The sequence below is a fragment of the Pseudomonas kielensis genome (assembly GCF_014236655.1).
Lineage (GTDB): Bacteria > Pseudomonadota > Gammaproteobacteria > Pseudomonadales > Pseudomonadaceae > Aquipseudomonas > Aquipseudomonas kielensis.
The window spans coordinates 115,155-132,083 of the sequence record NZ_JACMYG010000007.1; the positions used below are offsets into that span (position 1 = coordinate 115,155).

Consider the following 16,929-nt stretch of genomic DNA (forward strand, 5'->3'; position numbering starts at 1 on the left):
AGACGCAGTGCGCAACCGCTGCTTAAACCCAGCGCGCCCTCGGCTATACTCCCCACCATTTGAATGGCCCCGAGGACTGACTGTGAAGAACTGGACGTTGCGCCAACGCATTTTGGCGAGCTTTGCGGTGATTATCGCCATCATGTTGTTGATGGTGGTCGTCTCTTATTCACGTCTGTTGAAGATCGAAGCCAGCGAGACCAGCGTTCGCGATGATGCCGTGCCAGGGGTCTATTACAGTTCGATGATTCGCAGTGCCTGGGTCGACAGCTACCTGGAGATCCAGAAAATGCTCGGCCTGGAGGAAGGGCAGGGGGTCACTGAGCAAGACCTCGCCAACTTCAAGGACTTCGAGCAGCGTCTCGAAGAGCAAATGGCCAACTACGCCACGACCATTCAAGGTGCCGAAGACCGCACCGAGTTCGATGCCTTCCAGAAAGCGCATCAGAACTTCACCCGGATCCTGGCCACCGTCCTTGACCTGCATAAAAACCACCAGGAGCAGGAGGCGATCCAGTTGTTCAATGAGCAGTTGACGCCAGCCTGGGTGACCGGCCGCCTGAAGCTAAACGACATCATCCGTGAGAACAAGGCGGTTGCCGACCACGCGACCGCCGCCATCGACGACGCCGTCGTCGCGGCGAAAATCAGTATGGGCGTGTCGTTGTTGGTGGCGGTGCTGGCGGCGGCGCTCTGCGGACTGCTGCTGATGCGCGCGATCATGGCGCCGATGAACCGCATCGTGAAGATCCTCGAAATCATGCGCACCGGAGACTTGAGCAATCGCCTCAACCTCGACCGCAAGGATGAGTTCGGCGCCGTGGAAAGCGGCTTCAACGACATGATGACCGAGCTCACCGCGCTGGTGTCCCAGGCCCAGCGTTCGTCGGTACAGGTCACGACCTCGGTGACCGAGATCGCCGCCACCTCCAAGCAACAGCAGGCCACCGCCACCGAAACCGCCGCGACCACCACGGAAATCGGGGCGACCTCGCGGGAGATCGCGGCAACCTCGCGCGACCTGGTGCGCACCATGACCGAAGTGTCCACCGCTGCCGACCAGGCCTCGGTATTGGCCGGCTCCGGTCAGCAGGGCCTGGCACGCATGGAAGACACCATGCACTCGGTGATGGGCGCGGCCGACCTGGTCAACGCCAAGCTGGCGATCCTCAATGAGAAGGCCGGTAACATCAACCAGGTGGTGGTGACCATCGTCAAGGTCGCCGACCAGACCAACCTGCTGTCGTTGAACGCCGCCATCGAAGCGGAAAAGGCCGGTGAGTACGGTCGCGGTTTTGCCGTGGTCGCCACCGAAGTGCGGCGCCTGGCCGACCAGACGGCCGTTGCCACCTATGACATCGAGCAGATGGTCCGTGAGATCCAGTCGGCGGTCTCGGCCGGTGTGATGGGCATGGACAAGTTCTCCGAAGAGGTGCGCCGCGGCATGTCCGAAGTGCAGCAGGTCGGAGAACAACTGTCGCAGATCATCCATCAGGTCCAGGCGCTGGCGCCGCGCGTGCTGATGGTCAACGAGGGCATGCAGGCCCAGGCCACCGGTGCCGAACAGATCAACCACGCGCTGGTGCAGTTGGGCGATGCCAGCAGCCAGACGGTCGAGTCGTTGCGCCAGGCCAGTTTCGCCATCGACGAATTGAGCCAGGTGGCTGTCGGGCTGCGCAGCGGCGTCTCGCGATTCAAAGTCTGATGAGCGAACTCGTGGCCAAGCGGGGCGCGGGTGTGGCCCCGAAACAAGCGCTGTTCCTGGTGTTTCGCATCGGTGGCGAGCGTTATGCCTTGCAGGCCGTGGAAGTGGCGGAGGTGCTGCCACGCCTGCCGCTCAAACCGATTGCCCAGGCGCCGCACTGGGTCGCCGGGGTGTTCGCCTACCGCGGGACGGTGGTGCCGGTGATCGATGTCGGCGCGCTGACCTTCGGCCTGGCTGCCGAGGCCCGCACCAGCACGCGCCTGGTGCTGGTGCACTATCAACCCGATGCCACGCTGCCCGCGCAACTGCTGGGGCTGATTCTCGAGCAGGCCACTGACACCTTGCGCTGCCATCCGGCGCAGTTCCAACCCTACGGCCTGGACAACCGCCAGGCGCCTTACCTGGGGCCGGTGCGCAAAGACGCCCAGGGACTGCTGCAATGGGTGCGGGTCGCGGACCTGCTGGATGCCCAGGTGCGGGCGCTGCTGTTTCCATCGCCCCCCTTGGACCCGTCGCTGCTTGAGGATCGAGCATGAGCAGTGACCAGCGTTTTTTCGACTTCCTCAAGGAGCGTATCGGCCTGGACGTGACGTCCGTCGGGCCGGCGATCATCGAGCGCGCGGTACGCCAGCGCACGGCTGCGCAACAGGTGCAAACGGCCGATCAGTATTGGCAACGCTTGTTGGGTTCGCGAGACGAGCAGCAAGCGCTGATCGAAGCGGTGATCGTGCCCGAGACCTGGTTCTTCCGCTATCCGGAATCCTTTGCCACGCTGGCCAGGCTGGCAAGCAAACGCCTGGCCGAGCTCCACAACATGCGCGCACTGCGCATCCTCAGCCTGCCGTGCTCCACCGGCGAGGAGCCTTACTCGATCGCCATGGCCTTGCTCGATGCCGGGTTGGCCCCCCATCAGTTCAAGGTCGACGGCCTGGATGTCAGCCCATTGTCGGTGGAGCGGGCCAAGCGGGCGCGCTACGGCAAGAACTCCTTTCGCGGGCAGCAGGGCGATTTTCGCGAGCGGCATTTCAGTGTTGAAGATGACGGCTATCGCCTCAGCGAGCGGGTTCGCGAGCAGGTGCGTTTGCAGGTCGGCAATCTGCTGGACCCGACCCTGCTGGCCAATGAGCCGGCCTATGACTTCGTGTTTTGCCGCAACTTGCTGATCTATTTCGACCTGCCGACCCAGACCCAAGTCTTCGAAGTGCTCAAGCGCCTGACCCACGTTGACGGTGTGCTGTTCATCGGTCCGGCCGAAGGCAGTCTGCTGGGGCGCCTGGGCATGCGTTCGATCGGCATTCCCCAGTCGTTTGCCTTCAGCCGGCACAGTGAGCCTGAACCCCAGCCACTGCCGGCCTATATCGCGCCAGCGCTGTCGGCGAGCTTGCCGGTGCGCCGCGTGCCTGCGCCGCCAGTGCGCAGTCGGCCCTTTGCAACCGTGGCCCGCCCAGTGTCACCCCGGGCAGAACCGCCGGGCGCTGGCGATGCCGCGGTGCTGCTGGCCCACATTGCGACCCTGGCCAACGAAGGCAAAAGTCCTGAAGCGCGTGCCGCCTGTGAGGCGTACCTGCGCAGCCATGGCCCGGTGGCACAGGTGTTCTACTGGTTAGGCCTGCTCAGCGATGTGGCCGGCAGTGTGCTCGAAGCCCAGGGGTTTTATCGCAAGGCGCTGTACCTGGAGCCGCAACACCCCGAAGCCCTGATGCACCTGGCCGCGTTGCTCGCGTCCCAGGGCGATGTGGCCGGGAGCCGGCGCCTGCAGGAACGCGCGGCGCGCAACGAACGTACCGCTGACAGTGAGCGCAAATGATGACCGGTTCAGTTTCGTTGAACGTGACCCACGCCGATGCCCAGGCCATCGACGACTGCTGGAACCGCATCGGGGTCCACGGTGACAAGTCCTGTGGGTTGCTGGCGGAGCACATTCATTGCCGCAACTGCGCGGTCTACTCCGCCGCGGCTACCCGCCTGCTGGACCGATATGCGCTGCAACAGGACGACCAGGCCCATGGCTCGGCGACGGTCGAGGCGCAGGTCGCCACCCGTTCGCTGCTGATGTTCCGCCTGGGGGAGGAGTGGCTGGCGCTGAGCACCCGCAGCCTGGTGGAAGTGGCGCCTTTGCAGGCGGTGCATTCCTTGCCCCACCAGCGCTCACGGGCGTTGATGGGGGTAGCCAATGTGCGTGGCGCGCTGGTGGCCTGCCTGTCGCTGGTGGAGTTGCTGGGGCTGGAGGCCTCGACGGCAGGCCCATCCAGTGCGCGGGTCATGCCGCGCATGTTGATCATTGCCGCCCACGGCGGCCCGGTGGTGGTGCCGGTGGACGAGGTCGACGGGATCCATGCCATCGATCAGCGGCTGCTCGACGCGGCCTCGCGCTCGGGCCCGCAGGCCAGCGCCAAATACACCCGAGGCGTATTGCCCTTTAATGGGCGCAGTTTGCGTTGGCTGGATGAAGAGCAGTTGCTGTCCGCCGTGACCCGGAGCCTCACATGACCCCCGAGCAAATGCGCGACGCCTCGCTGCTGGAGTTGTTCAGCCTGGAGGCCGAAGCCCAGACCCAGGTACTCAGCGCCGGATTGCTGGCGCTGGAACGTGATCCGACCCAGGCCGATCACCTGGAAGCCTGCATGCGCGCCGCCCACTCGCTCAAGGGCGCGGCGCGCATCGTTGGCGTCGATGCCGGGGTCGAAGTGTCCCATGTGATGGAGGATTGCCTGGTCAGCGCCCAGGAAGGCCGCCTGCTGCTGCGCCCCGAGCACATTGACGCGTTGTTGCAAGGTACCGACCTGCTGATGCGCATCGCCACGCCCGGCAACGCGGTCGGGCCCAGCGATATCTACGCGTATGTGGCGTTGATGGGACGGTTGCTCGATCCCGCGTCGGCACCGACGCCGACGCCGGTGAGCCTGCCGCCGCCGGCGCCGGAGCTGCCGATGGCCGAGCTGCAACTCGAACCCCCTGTCTCGCGCTTTGAGCTGTCGGAGCTCGAGCCGTTGCAGGTGAACTCGGCGGAGCTCGCCAGGCCCGCCAAGCGAGTCACCGAGGGCGGCGAGCGGGTGCTGCGGGTGACTGCCGAGCGTCTGAACAGCCTGCTCGATCTGTCGAGTAAATCGCTGGTCGAGACCCAGCGTCTGAAACCCTATCTGACGACCCTGCAGCGCCTCAAACGTATGCAGAGCAACGGCCTGCGCGCCCTGGAAAACCTCAATGCCCAGCTCAAGGAACAGAGCCTTGGCCTGGAAGCCGAGGAGGCCCTGGAAGAGGCGCGGCGGCTGCTGGCCGAGTCCCAGCAATTGCTGGCGGAGCAAACCGCAGAGCTGGACGAATTTGCCTGGCAGGCCAGCCAGCGGGCCCAGGTGCTGTACGACACTGCGCTGGCCTGCCGCATGCGCCCGTTTGCCGACGTGCTGACCGGTCAGGCACGGATGGTCCGCGACCTGGGCCGCAGCCTGGGCAAGCAGGTGCGCCTGGAGATCGAGGGCGAAAAGACCCAGGTCGACCGCGACGTGCTGGAAAAACTCGAAGCGCCGCTGACCCACCTGCTGCGCAATGCGGTGGACCACGGCATCGAGTCGCCGGAGCAGCGCTTGCTGGCTGGTAAACCGGCCGAAGGACTGATCCGCCTGCGCGCGTCCCATCAGGCCGGCCTGTTGGTACTGGAGCTGAGCGACGATGGCAACGGCGTAGACCTGGAACAGGTCCGGCGCAGCATCGTCCAGCGTCAGCTGTCGCCGGCCGAGACCGCGGCGCAATTGAGCGAAGAGGAACTGCTGACGTTCCTGTTTCTGCCCGGCTTCAGCCTGCGAGACAAAGTCACTGAAGTTTCCGGCCGTGGCGTCGGCCTCGACGCGGTGCAGCACATGGTGCGCCAGTTGCGTGGGGCGGTGATGCTGGAGCAGAAGGCGGGCGAGGGCAGTCGTTTCCACCTTGAAGTGCCCCTGACCCTGTCGGTGGTCCGCAGCCTGGTGGTGGAAGTCGGCGAGGAGGCCTACGCCTTCCCGCTGGCGCACATCGAGCGCATGTGCGACCTGGCGCCCGAGGACATCGTGCAGGTGGAGGGCCGTCAGCACTTCTGGCACGAAGGCCGGCATGTCGGGCTGGTGGCCGCCAACCAACTGCTGCAACGGCCAGTGAGCCAGAGCAGCGCGGCCACCCTCAAGGTGGTGGTGATTCGTGAGCGCGATGCGGTGTACGGCGTGGCCGTCGAGCGCTTTATCGGCGAGCGCACCCTGGTGGTGCTGCCGCTGGATGAGCGCCTGGGCAAGATCCAGGATATTTCTGCCGGCGCCTTGCTGGATGATGGTTCGGTGGTGCTGATCGTCGACGTCGAGGACATGCTGCGTTCGGTGGAGAAACTGCTCAATACCGGGCGCCTGGAGCGGATCGCCCGCCACAGCCAGCAGGCCGCGCAGGTGGCCCGCAAGCGGATTCTGGTGGTCGATGACTCGCTGACGGTACGCGAGTTGCAGCGCAAGCTGCTGCTCAACCGGGGTTATGACGTGGCCGTCGCCGTCGACGGCATGGACGGCTGGAACGCCCTGCGCGCCGAGGACTTCGACCTGTTGATTACCGATATCGACATGCCGCGCATGGATGGGATCGAACTGGTCTCGCTGTTGCGCCGCGACAATCGCTTGCAGTCGCTGCCCGTGATGGTGGTGTCCTACAAGGACCGTGAAGAGGATCGGCGCCGTGGACTGGATGCGGGAGCCGACTATTATCTAGCCAAAGCCAGCTTTCATGACGATGCCCTGCTCGACGCAGTGGTCGAGCTCATAGGAGGAGCGCGGGCATGAAGATCGCAATCGTCAACGATATGCCCCTGGCCGTGGAAGCGCTGCGCCGGGCCCTGGCGTTCGAGCCGGCGCACCAGGTGGTGTGGGTGGCCAGCAATGGCAGGGAAGCGGTGCAGCGTTGCGCCGAACTGACCCCGGACCTGATCCTCATGGACCTGATCATGCCGGTCATGGACGGGGTCGAGGCGACTCGCCGGATCATGGCTGAAACCCCGTGTGCCATCGTCATTGTCACGGTCGATCGCCAGCAGAATGTGCACCGGGTGTTCGAGGCCATGGGCCACGGCGCGCTGGATGTGGTCGACACGCCGGCCCTGGGGGCTGGCAATGCCCAGGAAGCCGCCGCACCGCTGCTGCGCAAAATCACCAACATCGGCTGGTTGATCGGCGAGAAGGGCAACCGCGAGCGCCCGGCCCCGAGCCCGCTGCGCAGCTCGGCCTCGCGCCAGCGCCTGGTCGCCATTGGCTCCTCGGCCGGCGGCCCGGCGGCGCTGGAAGTGCTGCTCAAGGGCTTGCCACGGGATTTTCCGGCGGCCATCGTGCTGGTGCAGCATGTGGATCAGGTGTTCGCCGCGGGCATGGCAGAATGGCTCACCAGTGTCAGTGGCCTGAATGTACGCCTGGCCCAGGAAGGCGAGCCGCCGCAAAGCGGCACGGTGTTGCTGGCGGGCACCAACCACCATATTCGCTTGTTGAAAAACGGCACGCTGGCCTACACCGCCGAGCCGGTCAACGAGATCTATCGGCCCTCGATCGATGTGTTCTTCGAAAGTGTGGCCAGTTACTGGGGCGGTGATGCCGTGGGTGTGCTGCTCACCGGAATGGGCCGCGATGGCGCCCAGGGACTCAAATTGATGCGCCAGCAGGGCTACCTGACCATCGCCCAGGACCAGAACAGCAGTGCGGTGTACGGTATGCCCAAGGCCGCCGCCGCCATCGACGCCGCGGTGGAAGTTCGCCCGCTGGAAAAAATAGCGCCACGATTGCTGGAGATCTTTGCAAAATGAATGACATCCGCAGCGGTACTGGCCAAGTAGTATTTCAGGTGAATCCCCATGGATGAGTTACAGCTCGACGATTTCAAGAACGATGAAAATGCCGCGATGGTGCTGCTGGTCGACGACCAAGCCATGATCGGCGAAGCCGTGCGGCGGGGGCTGGCGAACGAAGAAAACATCGACTTCCACTTCTGCGCCGACCCGCACCAGGCCATCGCCCAGGCGATTCGCATCAAGCCGACGGTGATTCTGCAGGACCTGGTGATGCCCGGCCTGGACGGCCTGACGCTGGTGCGCGACTACCGCAACCACCCGGCAACCAAGGACATCCCGATCATTGTGCTGTCGACCAAGGAAGACCCCTTGATCAAGAGCGCGGCGTTTGCCGCCGGGGCCAACGATTACCTGGTGAAACTGCCGGACAACATCGAGCTGGTGGCGCGTATTCGGTATCACTCGCGCTCCTACACCACGCTGATCCAGCGCGACGCGGCCTACCGGGCGTTGCGGGTCAGCCAGCAGCAGTTGCTCGACACCAACCTGGTGCTGCAGCGCTTGATGAACTCCGACGGCCTGACCGGCCTGTCGAACCGCCGGCACTTCGACGAGTACCTGGAACTGGAGTGGCGGCGATCGCTGCGGGACCAGACCCAATTGTCGTTGTTGATGATCGATGTCGACTACTTCAAGTCCTATAACGACAGTTTCGGCCATCTTGAGGGCGATGAAGCCCTGCGCAAGGTGGCGACGGCGATCCGTGATGCCAGCAGCCGTCCCTCGGACCTGCCGGCGCGTTATGGCGGTGAAGAGTTCGCCCTGGTGCTGCCCAACACCTCGCCGGGCGGTGCACGACTGGTGGCTGAAAAACTCCGTCAGACCGTCGCCGCCCTGAAGATCCCCCACATCGCCCCGGCCGAAGGCGCGAGCCTGACCATCAGCATCGGCCTGTCGACCATCACCCCGAAACAGGGCAGCGACTGCCGGCAATTGATTTCGGCGGCTGACAAGGGCTTGTACCTGGCCAAGCACAATGGGCGCAATCAGGTGGGGATCGAGTAAAAAACAGCCGTTTTGGTGGCCCAATAGCCGCCAGGCGGGCTGCCGTGGCGGCCTGATTACGTTATACTCGCCGGCTTTCAAAAGTTCGCCAACGAGTGCTGCCCGCCATGGAAATCAACCCGATCCTTAACAGTATCAAGGACCTGTCCGAGCGCTCCGAAACTATTCGGGGGTATCTTTGACTACGATCAAAAGCATGAGCGTCTGACCGAAGTCAATCGCGAGCTTGAAGATCCGAGTGTCTGGAACAACCCTGAGTACGCTCAGAACCTGGGTCGCGAGCGCTCGCTGCTGGCCCAGATCGTAGAAACCCTCGATGAGATGTCCAGCGGTCTGGCCGATGCCAAGGACCTGCTGTTGATGTCTGCCGAGGAAGAAGACCAGGCCGCCGTCGACGACGTTGCAGCTGAAGTCGAACGCCTGCGCGAGGCCCTCGAGAAGCTCGAGTTCCGCCGCATGTTCAGCGGTGAGATGGACGCCAACAACGCCTACCTGGACATCCAGGCCGGCTCCGGTGGCACCGAGGCCCAGGACTGGGCCAACATCCTGCTGCGCATGTACCTGCGCTGGGCGGACAAACGCGGTTTCGACGCGACCATCATGGAACTGTCGGCCGGTGAAGTCGCCGGGATCAAGGGCGCCACCGTGCACATCAAGGGCGAGTACGCCTTTGGCTGGCTGCGCACCGAGATCGGCGTGCACCGCCTGGTGCGCAAGAGCCCGTACGACTCCGGCAACCGTCGCCATACCTCGTTCTCGGCCGTGTTCGTGTCGCCGGAAATCGATGACAACATCGAAATCGACATCAACCCGTCGGACCTGCGTATCGACACCTACCGCTCCTCCGGTGCCGGTGGTCAGCACGTTAACACCACCGACTCGGCCGTACGTATTACCCACGTACCGTCCAACACCGTGGTCAGTTGCCAGAACGAACGCTCCCAGCACGCCAACAAAGACACCGCGATGAAAATGTTGCGGGCGCGCTTGTACGAGCAGGAAGTGCAGAAACGCAACGCCGCTTCGCAAGCCCTGGAAGACACCAAGTCGGACATCGGCTGGGGTCACCAGATCCGCTCGTACGTGCTCGATGCCTCGCGGATCAAGGATCTGCGCACTAACATCGAACGCAGCGACTGCGACAAGGTGCTCGACGGCGACATCGACGAATACCTGGTGGCCAGCCTGAAACAAGGCTTGTAAGACATGCAGCACGGGATCGCCTGACACACCGCGATCCTCTGTAGGAGCCGGCTTGCCGGCGATCCCCAGGCCGCAGGCCTGGGGGCAACGAACCCGTGATGGAATTTTTGAAGACATGAGCGACCTAGAACTCGATCCGCAAGCCCTGCAACAGGAAGAAAACACCCTGATCGCCCTGCGCAAGGAAAAGCTTGCTGCCGAGCGCGCCAAGGGCAACGCCTTCCCGAACGACTTCCGCCGCGACAACTACTGCGATGCCCTGCAGAAGCAGTACGCGGACAAGACCAAGGAAGAGCTCGCAGAGGCTGCAATCCCGGTCAAGGTTGCCGGTCGCATCATGCTTAACCGTGGCTCGTTCATGGTGATCCAGGACATGTCCGGGCGCATCCAGGTCTATGTCAACCGCAAGACCCTGTCCGAAGAAACCCTGGCCGCGGTGAAAACCTGGGACCTGGGCGACATCATCGCCGCCGAAGGCACCCTGGCCCGTTCCGGCAAGGGTGACCTGTACGTGGAAATGACCAGCGTGCGCTTGCTGACCAAGTCGCTGCGCCCGCTGCCGGACAAACACCACGGCCTGACCGACACCGAACAGCGTTATCGCCAGCGCTACGTTGACCTGATCGTCAACGAAGAAGTGCGCCAGACGTTCCGCGTGCGTTCGCAAGTCATCGCCCATATCCGTAGCTTCCTGATGAAGCGCGACTTCCTTGAAGTCGAGACGCCGATGCTGCAAACCATCCCCGGTGGTGCGGCGGCCAAGCCGTTCGAGACGCACCACAACGCCCTGGACATGGAAATGTTCTTGCGTATCGCGCCTGAGCTGTACCTCAAGCGCCTGGTGGTCGGTGGTTTCGAGAAAGTCTTCGAGATCAACCGCAACTTCCGTAACGAGGGCGTTTCGACTCGTCACAACCCTGAATTCACCATGTTGGAGTTCTACCAGGCGTACGCCGACTACGAAGACAACATGGACCTGACCGAAGAACTGTTCCGTGAACTGGCGCAGCTGGTCCTGGGCAGCACCGACGTGCCGTACGGTGACAAGGTGTTCCACTTCGGCGAGCCGTTCGTGCGTCTGTCGGTCTTCGACTCGATCCTCAAGTACAACCCTGAGCTGACCGCCGACGACCTGACCGACATCGACAAGGCGCGCGCCATCGCCAAGAAAGCCGGGGCCAAGGTGCTGGGCTTCGAAGGCCTGGGCAAGCTGCAAGTGATGATTTTCGAAGAACTGGTCGAGCACAAGCTGGAGCAGCCGCACTTCATCACCCAGTACCCGTTTGAAGTGTCGCCGCTGGCCCGTCGCAACGATGACAACCCGAATGTCACCGACCGCTTCGAGCTGTTCATCGGTGGTCGCGAAATCGCCAACGCCTACTCCGAGTTGAACGACGCGGAAGACCAGGCCGAGCGTTTCATGGCCCAGGTGGCCGACAAGGACGCCGGTGACGACGAAGCCATGCACTACGACGCCGACTTCGTGCGTGCGTTGGAGTACGGCATGCCGCCGACGGCGGGTGAGGGCATCGGTATCGATCGCCTGGTGATGTTGTTGACCAACTCGCCATCGATCCGCGATGTGATCCTGTTCCCGCACATGCGACCGCAAGCGTAAATGCCGCAGTGAAAAAGCCGCCTACATCAGGCGGCTTTTTATTGCCTGTATGGAACAAACGTATCAACTTATTGCTTCCAACTGCGAGGTAAGACCGGTGAATCGTGCAAATGCTCAAGAAGGAGCAGCGGGGGTCGCCACGGCGGTCGCTGAAAGTGTTCAGTACCAGGGCCGCAAGGCCAGTCGACAGGGCAGTGAACAGCGTCGACAGGACATTCTCGACGCCGCGATGCGCATTGTCGTGCGCGACGGCGTGCGGGCGGTGCGGCACCGCGCCGTGGCCGCCGAGGCCAGCGTGCCACTGTCGGCGACGACCTACTATTTCAAGGACATCGATGACCTGCTCACCGATACCTTTGCCCAGTACGTGGAGCGCAGTGCGGCCTACATGGCCAAGCTGTGGGCCAATCACGAGGGGCTGCTGCGCGAGATGGTCGACAGCGGGGATGGCAGCCCCGAGTCGCGTTCGCGGCTGGCCGACGACATTGCCCGGTTCACCGCCGACTATGTGCACCGGCAATTGCTCAACCGCCGCGAGCACCTGATGGCCGAACAGGCGTTCCGCCAGGAAGCCTTGCTCAACCCGCGCCTGGCGTTGCTGGTACGTTCCCACCAGCAGATTCTCCTGCAGGGTACCTGCCAGCTATTCCAGGTGCTGGGCTCGCCCGAACCGCAGCAGGATGCCAAAGTGTTGACGGCGATAATCGGACGGATGGAATATCAAGGCCTGCTCAACGAGGCAGAGCCGCTGGCGGAGGAAGAAATGCTCGGAATCCTCACGCGGTATATGCACTTGGTGCTGGCCTCGGTGTAACCCTGGGGGCTGGGCAGATGGCGGTGTCGGTGTGTGCTGATTGGGAGTCTTGAATGAAGTACTGGCGTGTCGTGGTGATCACCCTGTCGTTCCTGCTGCTCAGCGGCTGCCTGGTGTCATTCAAGCAGGCGATGCCCGCCAGCGAGGCTGCGCCGGCGGGTTTGCTCGGTAAGTGGACCAGCAAGAATGCCTGGGGTGAAGCACAGAACCTGGACCTGACTCGCGTCGGCCCGCACCGCTACCAGGCGGTCAGCTACTTCAAGGCCAAGCCCAAGGAGCGCGAGGCCTATCCGTTCACGGTGGCGCGCCACGGCAATCGCTGGTACCTCTCGGCCAAGGTGCCGGCCCAGTACGGCGGCAACTTCACCATCGCCGGGTTTGAACTGAACGATAAACAGGAACTGGTGATCTACAACCTCGATCTCGAGCAGATCCGCCAGGCGCTTGGGCAACACCTCCAGGGTGAGCCTTTCAGCACCGACGACGGCGACGGCGTGCTGGTCAGCAGCAGCATGGACCAGGTGTTCGCCTACCTCGACGATCCGGCCAATTCCGACGTATTCGTCGAGGCCGCGCGCTATCAACGGCCGCACACCACTCAATCAGCGCAGTAGGCAACGGTTAACCAAGGGAGCAACCGGTGGACGATTACCAGCAGACGATACGCACCTTGTCTGATCGCATAGTGCTGGCGCAAACGCCGATCCGGGTCCTTGATGCGGTGAAATGGGACGACAGCATCCGCAAGGGGTTCCTCAAGGCCAAGGGCAAGGAAATGCCGGCGGTGGACCGGGACTATTACCTCAATCGGCCACTGGCCTTCGATTCCAGCAAAGTGAAGCTGGAATTCCAGAACATCGAGCGCGACATCACTCGCCAGCTCGGCCAGTTCAACCCGGTCGGACAGATCATGCGGCGCATGTGCAAGGAGTACCGCATGGTGGTGCGGATGCTCGAGGCCCGTGGCACCGAAGACTTCGGGCTGATTTCCCAGGAGCTGTATGGCGCGGCGTCCGATGCGTTCCATGCCGGTGACCCAACCCTGGCCGATCTGGGCCTGATGATGTCCGACTACTTGAACAACATCGATGGTCGCGGCGACCTCAAGGACGAGCCCAAGACCCTCACCGCCAAAGAGGCGGTGCACCTGCTGCAGACTCGCTTGAACAAGGTGTTCGGCGAGGCCGAGGAAACCATCCGGGTGTTCGAGTCCGACGGGATCGTCGCCGACGCGGCGGCCGGTGCCGACTACATCAAGATTCGTACCGACGCGATGTTCAACGAGCGTGACGTGCGCGCCCTGGAAGTGCATGAAGGACTGGTGCACGTGGGCACCACGCTCAACGGGCTGAATCAGCCGATCTGCACCTTCCTGTCCAAGGGCCCACCGTCCTCGACCGTGACCCAGGAAGGCCTGGCGATCCTGATGGAGATCATCACCTTCGCCTCCTACCCGAGCCGCCTGCGCAAGCTGACCAACCGTACCCGGGCGATCCACATGGTCGAGGAGGGCGCGGATTTCCTGCAGATTTTCGAGTTCTTCCGTGAGCAGGGCTTCGAAATGGCCGAAAGCTATGGCAATGCCAGCCGGGTATTCCGTGGATCGGTGCCAAATGGCCTGCCATTTACCAAAGACTTGTCCTATCTCAAGGGCTTTATCATGGTTTACAACTACATTCAGTTGGCCGTGCGCAAAGGCAAGCTTGAGCAGATCCCGTTGCTGTTTTGCGGCAAGACCACCCTGGAAGACATGCGAACCCTGCGCCAGTTGGTCGATGAAGGCCTGGTGGAACCGCCCAAATACCTGCCCGCGCAGTTTCGTGACATGAACGCGTTGTCGGCCTGGATGTGCTTCTCCAACTTCCTCAACCACTTGAGCCTGGACCGGATCGAAGCGGATTACTCAAATATTCTGTAACCCCGGGGGTTGCAGCACCCTGAACCCATTGCGAGGCTTCAAACGGATGAGAATCCTCGGCATCCTTTGCCTGCTCCTGACCCTCAACGGCTGCAGCTCGCTGCTGTTCTACCCTGAGCCCGGCCTGCCGTTCACCCCGGACAAAGCCGGCCTGCAGTACCGCGACGTCAGCCTGACCACGGCCGATGGAGTCAAGCTGCACGCTTGGTGGCTGCCGGCAAAAGAGGGGGTGGCGGTCAAGGGCACGGTCCTGCATCTGCACGGCAATGGCGGCAACCTGGCGGCGCACCTGGGGGGCAGTTGGTGGTTGCCCAAGCAGGGCTATCAAGTGTTGCTGCTGGACTATCGCGGTTATGGCCTGTCAGCAGGCGAGCCCGGTTTGCCGCAGGTCTATCAGGATATCGACGCCGCCTTCACATGGCTGGACCAGGCGCCACAGGTGCAGGGCACGCCGCTGATTGTCCTCGGCCAGAGCCTGGGCGGGGCCATGGCGCTGCACTACCTGGCCGAGCACCCACAGCGCCAGGCGCAGCTCAAGGCGCTGGTGCTCGACGGCGTGCCGGCCAGTTACCGCGAAGTGGGCCAGTTTGCCCTCAGCACTAGCTGGCTGACCTGGCCGTTCCAGGTGCCGTTGTCGTGGCTGGTGCCGGACGCTGACAGCGCAATCCGCGCCATGCCCCAGGTCAACGCGGTGCCCAAGCTGATCTACCACAGCATCGACGATCCCATCGTGCCTCTTTCCAACGGCATCCGACTGTATCAAGCTGCGCCCCCGCCGAAGGTGCTGCAATTGACCCGCGGTGGCCATGTGCAGACATTCGCCGACCCGGTCTGGCGAACCGTCATGCTGCGCTATCTGGACGATCCGCAGCACTTCAATGGTGTGCGCCGCCTGGGAGAGATCCCCAATTACCCGGCCCCCAGCCATTCACCCGATCAACCGCAAGAGAGCCCGCAATGAGTGAAGAACGTAACGCCATCCCACTGATCATCACCGGTATCTGCAGCATCCTGGGCACCGTCGCTGCCCTGTGGTGGTACGGCTACCTGCACTTTGCCAAGCCGGAAGACGCCTTGTTGCTCAATGAGTTCACCATGCTCAAGACCGTGCCGGGCGAAGACTACAAAGTCTCCCTGGAGCCGGCTGCGCAAGTGGCGCAGTGCATCGACGGCGTGTTGGTGTTGTTCGACACCGAACAGAAAGGCCTGACCGGCGTGCTGATCAACAGCAAGAAAAAAGCCGTGCGCTGCATGGGCCAGGAAACCCCGCAGAAGCTCGAGCCCTGATTCGCCTCGGCCTGTAGACCTTGTAGGCGCGAGCTTGCTCGCGATGGCGGCATCCCGGCCGACACACACAAAAAAGCCCCGCCTGATCAAATCAGGCGGGGCTTTTGCGTTACTGCGTTAAGCGCTTAGTTCGAACTGACTGCCGAACGTGGGATCACCGGCTGGTTGTCGTTGGAAATGGTCACTTCCACCCGACGGTTCATCGCCCGGCCCGAGACGCTGCTGTTCTCGGCCACCGGGTACTCTTTGCCGTAACCCTGGGCAACCACACGCGCTGGGTCGACGCCCATTTTCACCAGGGCCATGCGCACCGAGTTGGCACGACGCTCGGACAGGCTCTGGTTGTAACTGGCAGCGCCGGTGCTGTCGGTGTAGCCCTCGACAATCACCTTGCGGTCCGGATTCTCGGCGAGGAAATGCGCCAGTTTGTTGATGTTCACCAGGCCGCTGGATTTCAGTTCAGCCTTGTTGGTGGCAAACAGCACATCGCCGAAGGTCACCAGGGTGCCGCGATCGGTCTGCTTGGCGTTGAGGCTGTCCTGCAACTGCTTGATCTGCGAGTCACGGGCATCAAGGCGGGCCTGGGCCCGATGTGCCGAAGCGTTTTTCAGCTCGGCTTCAGCGGTACGCAGGGCGATGGTCTGCTTGGCGACTTCAACACGTTGATTGGTCAGGTAGGCCAGTTGATCGACCTTCTCGGCCTTCTCGCGCTCCTGGAAGGCTTTGTCGGCCTTGTCCAGGTAGTCGCTGGCTTCCTTGGTTTCCAGGGCCGCGACTTTGCTTGCTTGTGGATTGGCCTGCAGGCCCGAGTAGTTGGTCCGGGCCTGTTCCAGGTTGGCATTGGGAGGTGTCGAGCAGGCGGCCAGGGCAACGCTGGCGGCCAGGAGAGCTGGGATCATCAATTGCTTACGCATAGTGGTTCGTCCTTTCTATCGATTCGCGGGTGCACAGGGGCGTGGGGCAGGGCTTATTGCACGCTGCGCTGGCTTTCCTGGCGCAGTTCCTGAACGCCTTGCTGAGAGTCCTTGAGCGACTGTTCGGCCTTCATCGCCTGGGCTTTGCGTTCGGCGACGCGGGCATCCCACTCAGCCTGTTCGGCCAGCAGTCGGGCCTGGTCGTACTGCTTGTCGTGCATGGCCAGTTCCGCTTGTTTGAGCTTGTCCTGGGCTGCTTTCATTTCCACTGCGGCAAACTCGGTACCGCCGGCACTGACGGCGCTGTTGACCGCTGATTGGGTCACGGCGTACTGCTCGGTCGGCGGGTTGCCGGCGCATCCGGCCAGGACGAAGCCGCAACCGAGTGCCAGGGCGGCCAACTTGAGACCGCGCGGGAATGTGGACGTGGTGGTGGCGGTGCTGGTTTTCATGGTCTTCAACTCCATTGGATAACTCCTGAACATCGTCAAATCCATCCTGGTTGTGGAGCCGTGGGAACGTTGGGCGGCGCCTGCGACAGCGTGATGTGGTACGGCTGTTCCAGTGATGGTTACTGGGTCTGACCCATGGCTTTTTTTCAAAGTTCAGAAAAGATGGCG

Annotated in this window: 16 protein-coding genes; 14 read left to right on the plus strand and 2 right to left on the minus strand. The window is 62.9% G+C overall.

Annotation, left to right across the window (positions count from 1 at the left end; translation table 11 throughout):
• Window positions 1-82 precede the first annotated feature (82 nt).
• The 14 genes from H7995_RS09380 to H7995_RS09445 all read left to right on the plus strand — a co-directional run bounded on the left by H7995_RS09380 (window position 83) and on the right by H7995_RS09445 (window position 15,395).
• Window positions 83-1,705: a methyl-accepting chemotaxis protein gene (locus H7995_RS09380; protein WP_166588602.1), complete on the plus strand. Its 1,623-nt coding sequence runs from the start codon at window positions 83-85 to the stop codon at window positions 1,703-1,705.
• On the plus strand, window positions 1,705-2,241 hold the full coding sequence (locus H7995_RS09385) for a chemotaxis protein CheW (RefSeq protein WP_166588601.1): 537 nt from the start codon (window positions 1,705-1,707) through the stop codon (window positions 2,239-2,241). Before H7995_RS09380 ends, H7995_RS09385 begins: the two co-directional genes overlap by 1 nt.
• Entirely contained in the window at window positions 2,238-3,512 is a 1,275-nt protein-coding gene (locus tag H7995_RS09390; protein ID WP_185818268.1) for a CheR family methyltransferase, read from the plus strand. Before H7995_RS09385 ends, H7995_RS09390 begins: the two co-directional genes overlap by 4 nt.
• Window positions 3,512-4,195: a chemotaxis protein CheW gene (locus H7995_RS09395; RefSeq protein ID WP_166588599.1), complete on the plus strand. Its 684-nt coding sequence runs from the start codon at window positions 3,512-3,514 to the stop codon at window positions 4,193-4,195. The genes H7995_RS09390 and H7995_RS09395 overlap by 1 nt, the downstream gene beginning before the upstream one ends.
• Window positions 4,192-6,498, plus strand: a complete 2,307-nt coding sequence (locus H7995_RS09400; RefSeq protein ID WP_185818269.1) for a hybrid sensor histidine kinase/response regulator — start codon at window positions 4,192-4,194, stop codon at window positions 6,496-6,498. The genes H7995_RS09395 and H7995_RS09400 overlap by 4 nt, the downstream gene beginning before the upstream one ends.
• A complete protein-coding gene (gene cheB / locus H7995_RS09405) occupies window positions 6,495-7,505 on the plus strand; it encodes a chemotaxis response regulator protein-glutamate methylesterase (protein WP_185818270.1) in 1,011 nt (336 codons plus the stop codon). Before H7995_RS09400 ends, cheB begins: the two co-directional genes overlap by 4 nt.
• A 48-nt stretch (window positions 7,506-7,553) precedes the next feature.
• Window positions 7,554-8,555 carry a response regulator gene (locus tag H7995_RS09410; RefSeq protein WP_166588596.1) on the plus strand — a complete coding sequence of 334 codons (1,002 nt, stop codon included), beginning with the start codon at window positions 7,554-7,556 and terminating at the stop codon, window positions 8,553-8,555.
• 107 nt (window positions 8,556-8,662) lie between these two features.
• A protein-coding gene (prfB, locus tag H7995_RS09415; protein WP_166588595.1) for a peptide chain release factor 2 occupies window positions 8,663-9,758 on the plus strand; the annotation gives its coding sequence in 2 pieces (ribosomal slippage) (window positions 8,663-8,734 and window positions 8,736-9,758; 1,095 coding nt in all).
• Between the two features lie 115 nt (window positions 9,759-9,873).
• On the plus strand, window positions 9,874-11,376 hold the full coding sequence (gene lysS, locus H7995_RS09420) for a lysine--tRNA ligase (protein WP_166588594.1): 1,503 nt from the start codon (window positions 9,874-9,876) through the stop codon (window positions 11,374-11,376).
• Between the two features lie 97 nt (window positions 11,377-11,473).
• The gene (locus tag H7995_RS09425; protein ID WP_166588593.1) at window positions 11,474-12,190 is read left to right on the plus strand and encodes a TetR/AcrR family transcriptional regulator; all 717 of its coding nucleotides are present in this window, start codon (window positions 11,474-11,476) and stop codon (window positions 12,188-12,190) included.
• Window positions 12,191-12,243: 53 nt separating this feature from the next.
• Window positions 12,244-12,804, plus strand: coding sequence for a hypothetical protein (locus H7995_RS09430; protein ID WP_182343645.1), 561 nt, complete (start codon window positions 12,244-12,246; stop codon window positions 12,802-12,804).
• Window positions 12,805-12,830: 26 nt separating this feature from the next.
• On the plus strand, window positions 12,831-14,108 hold the full coding sequence (locus tag H7995_RS09435; protein ID WP_166588591.1) for a flavohemoglobin expression-modulating QEGLA motif protein: 1,278 nt from the start codon (window positions 12,831-12,833) through the stop codon (window positions 14,106-14,108).
• A 46-nt stretch (window positions 14,109-14,154) separates the two neighbouring features.
• Window positions 14,155-15,069, plus strand: coding sequence for an alpha/beta hydrolase (locus tag H7995_RS09440; protein ID WP_182343647.1), 915 nt, complete (start codon window positions 14,155-14,157; stop codon window positions 15,067-15,069).
• Complete coding sequence (locus H7995_RS09445) at window positions 15,066-15,395, plus strand: PA3694 family proteiin (RefSeq protein ID WP_166588589.1); 330 nt, start codon at window positions 15,066-15,068, stop codon at window positions 15,393-15,395. The genes H7995_RS09440 and H7995_RS09445 overlap by 4 nt, the downstream gene beginning before the upstream one ends.
• Before the next feature lie 125 nt (window positions 15,396-15,520).
• On the opposite strand, the gene lptF is transcribed toward H7995_RS09445, so the two are convergent.
• Entirely contained in the window at window positions 15,521-16,309 is a 789-nt protein-coding gene (lptF, locus tag H7995_RS09450; RefSeq protein WP_166588588.1) for a lipotoxin F family OmpA-related lipoprotein LptF, read from the minus strand.
• A gap of 53 nt (window positions 16,310-16,362) precedes the next feature.
• Window positions 16,363-16,776, minus strand: a complete 414-nt coding sequence (locus H7995_RS09455) for a DUF4398 domain-containing protein (RefSeq protein ID WP_166588587.1) — start codon at window positions 16,774-16,776, stop codon at window positions 16,363-16,365.
• Window positions 16,777-16,929 lie beyond the last annotated feature (153 nt).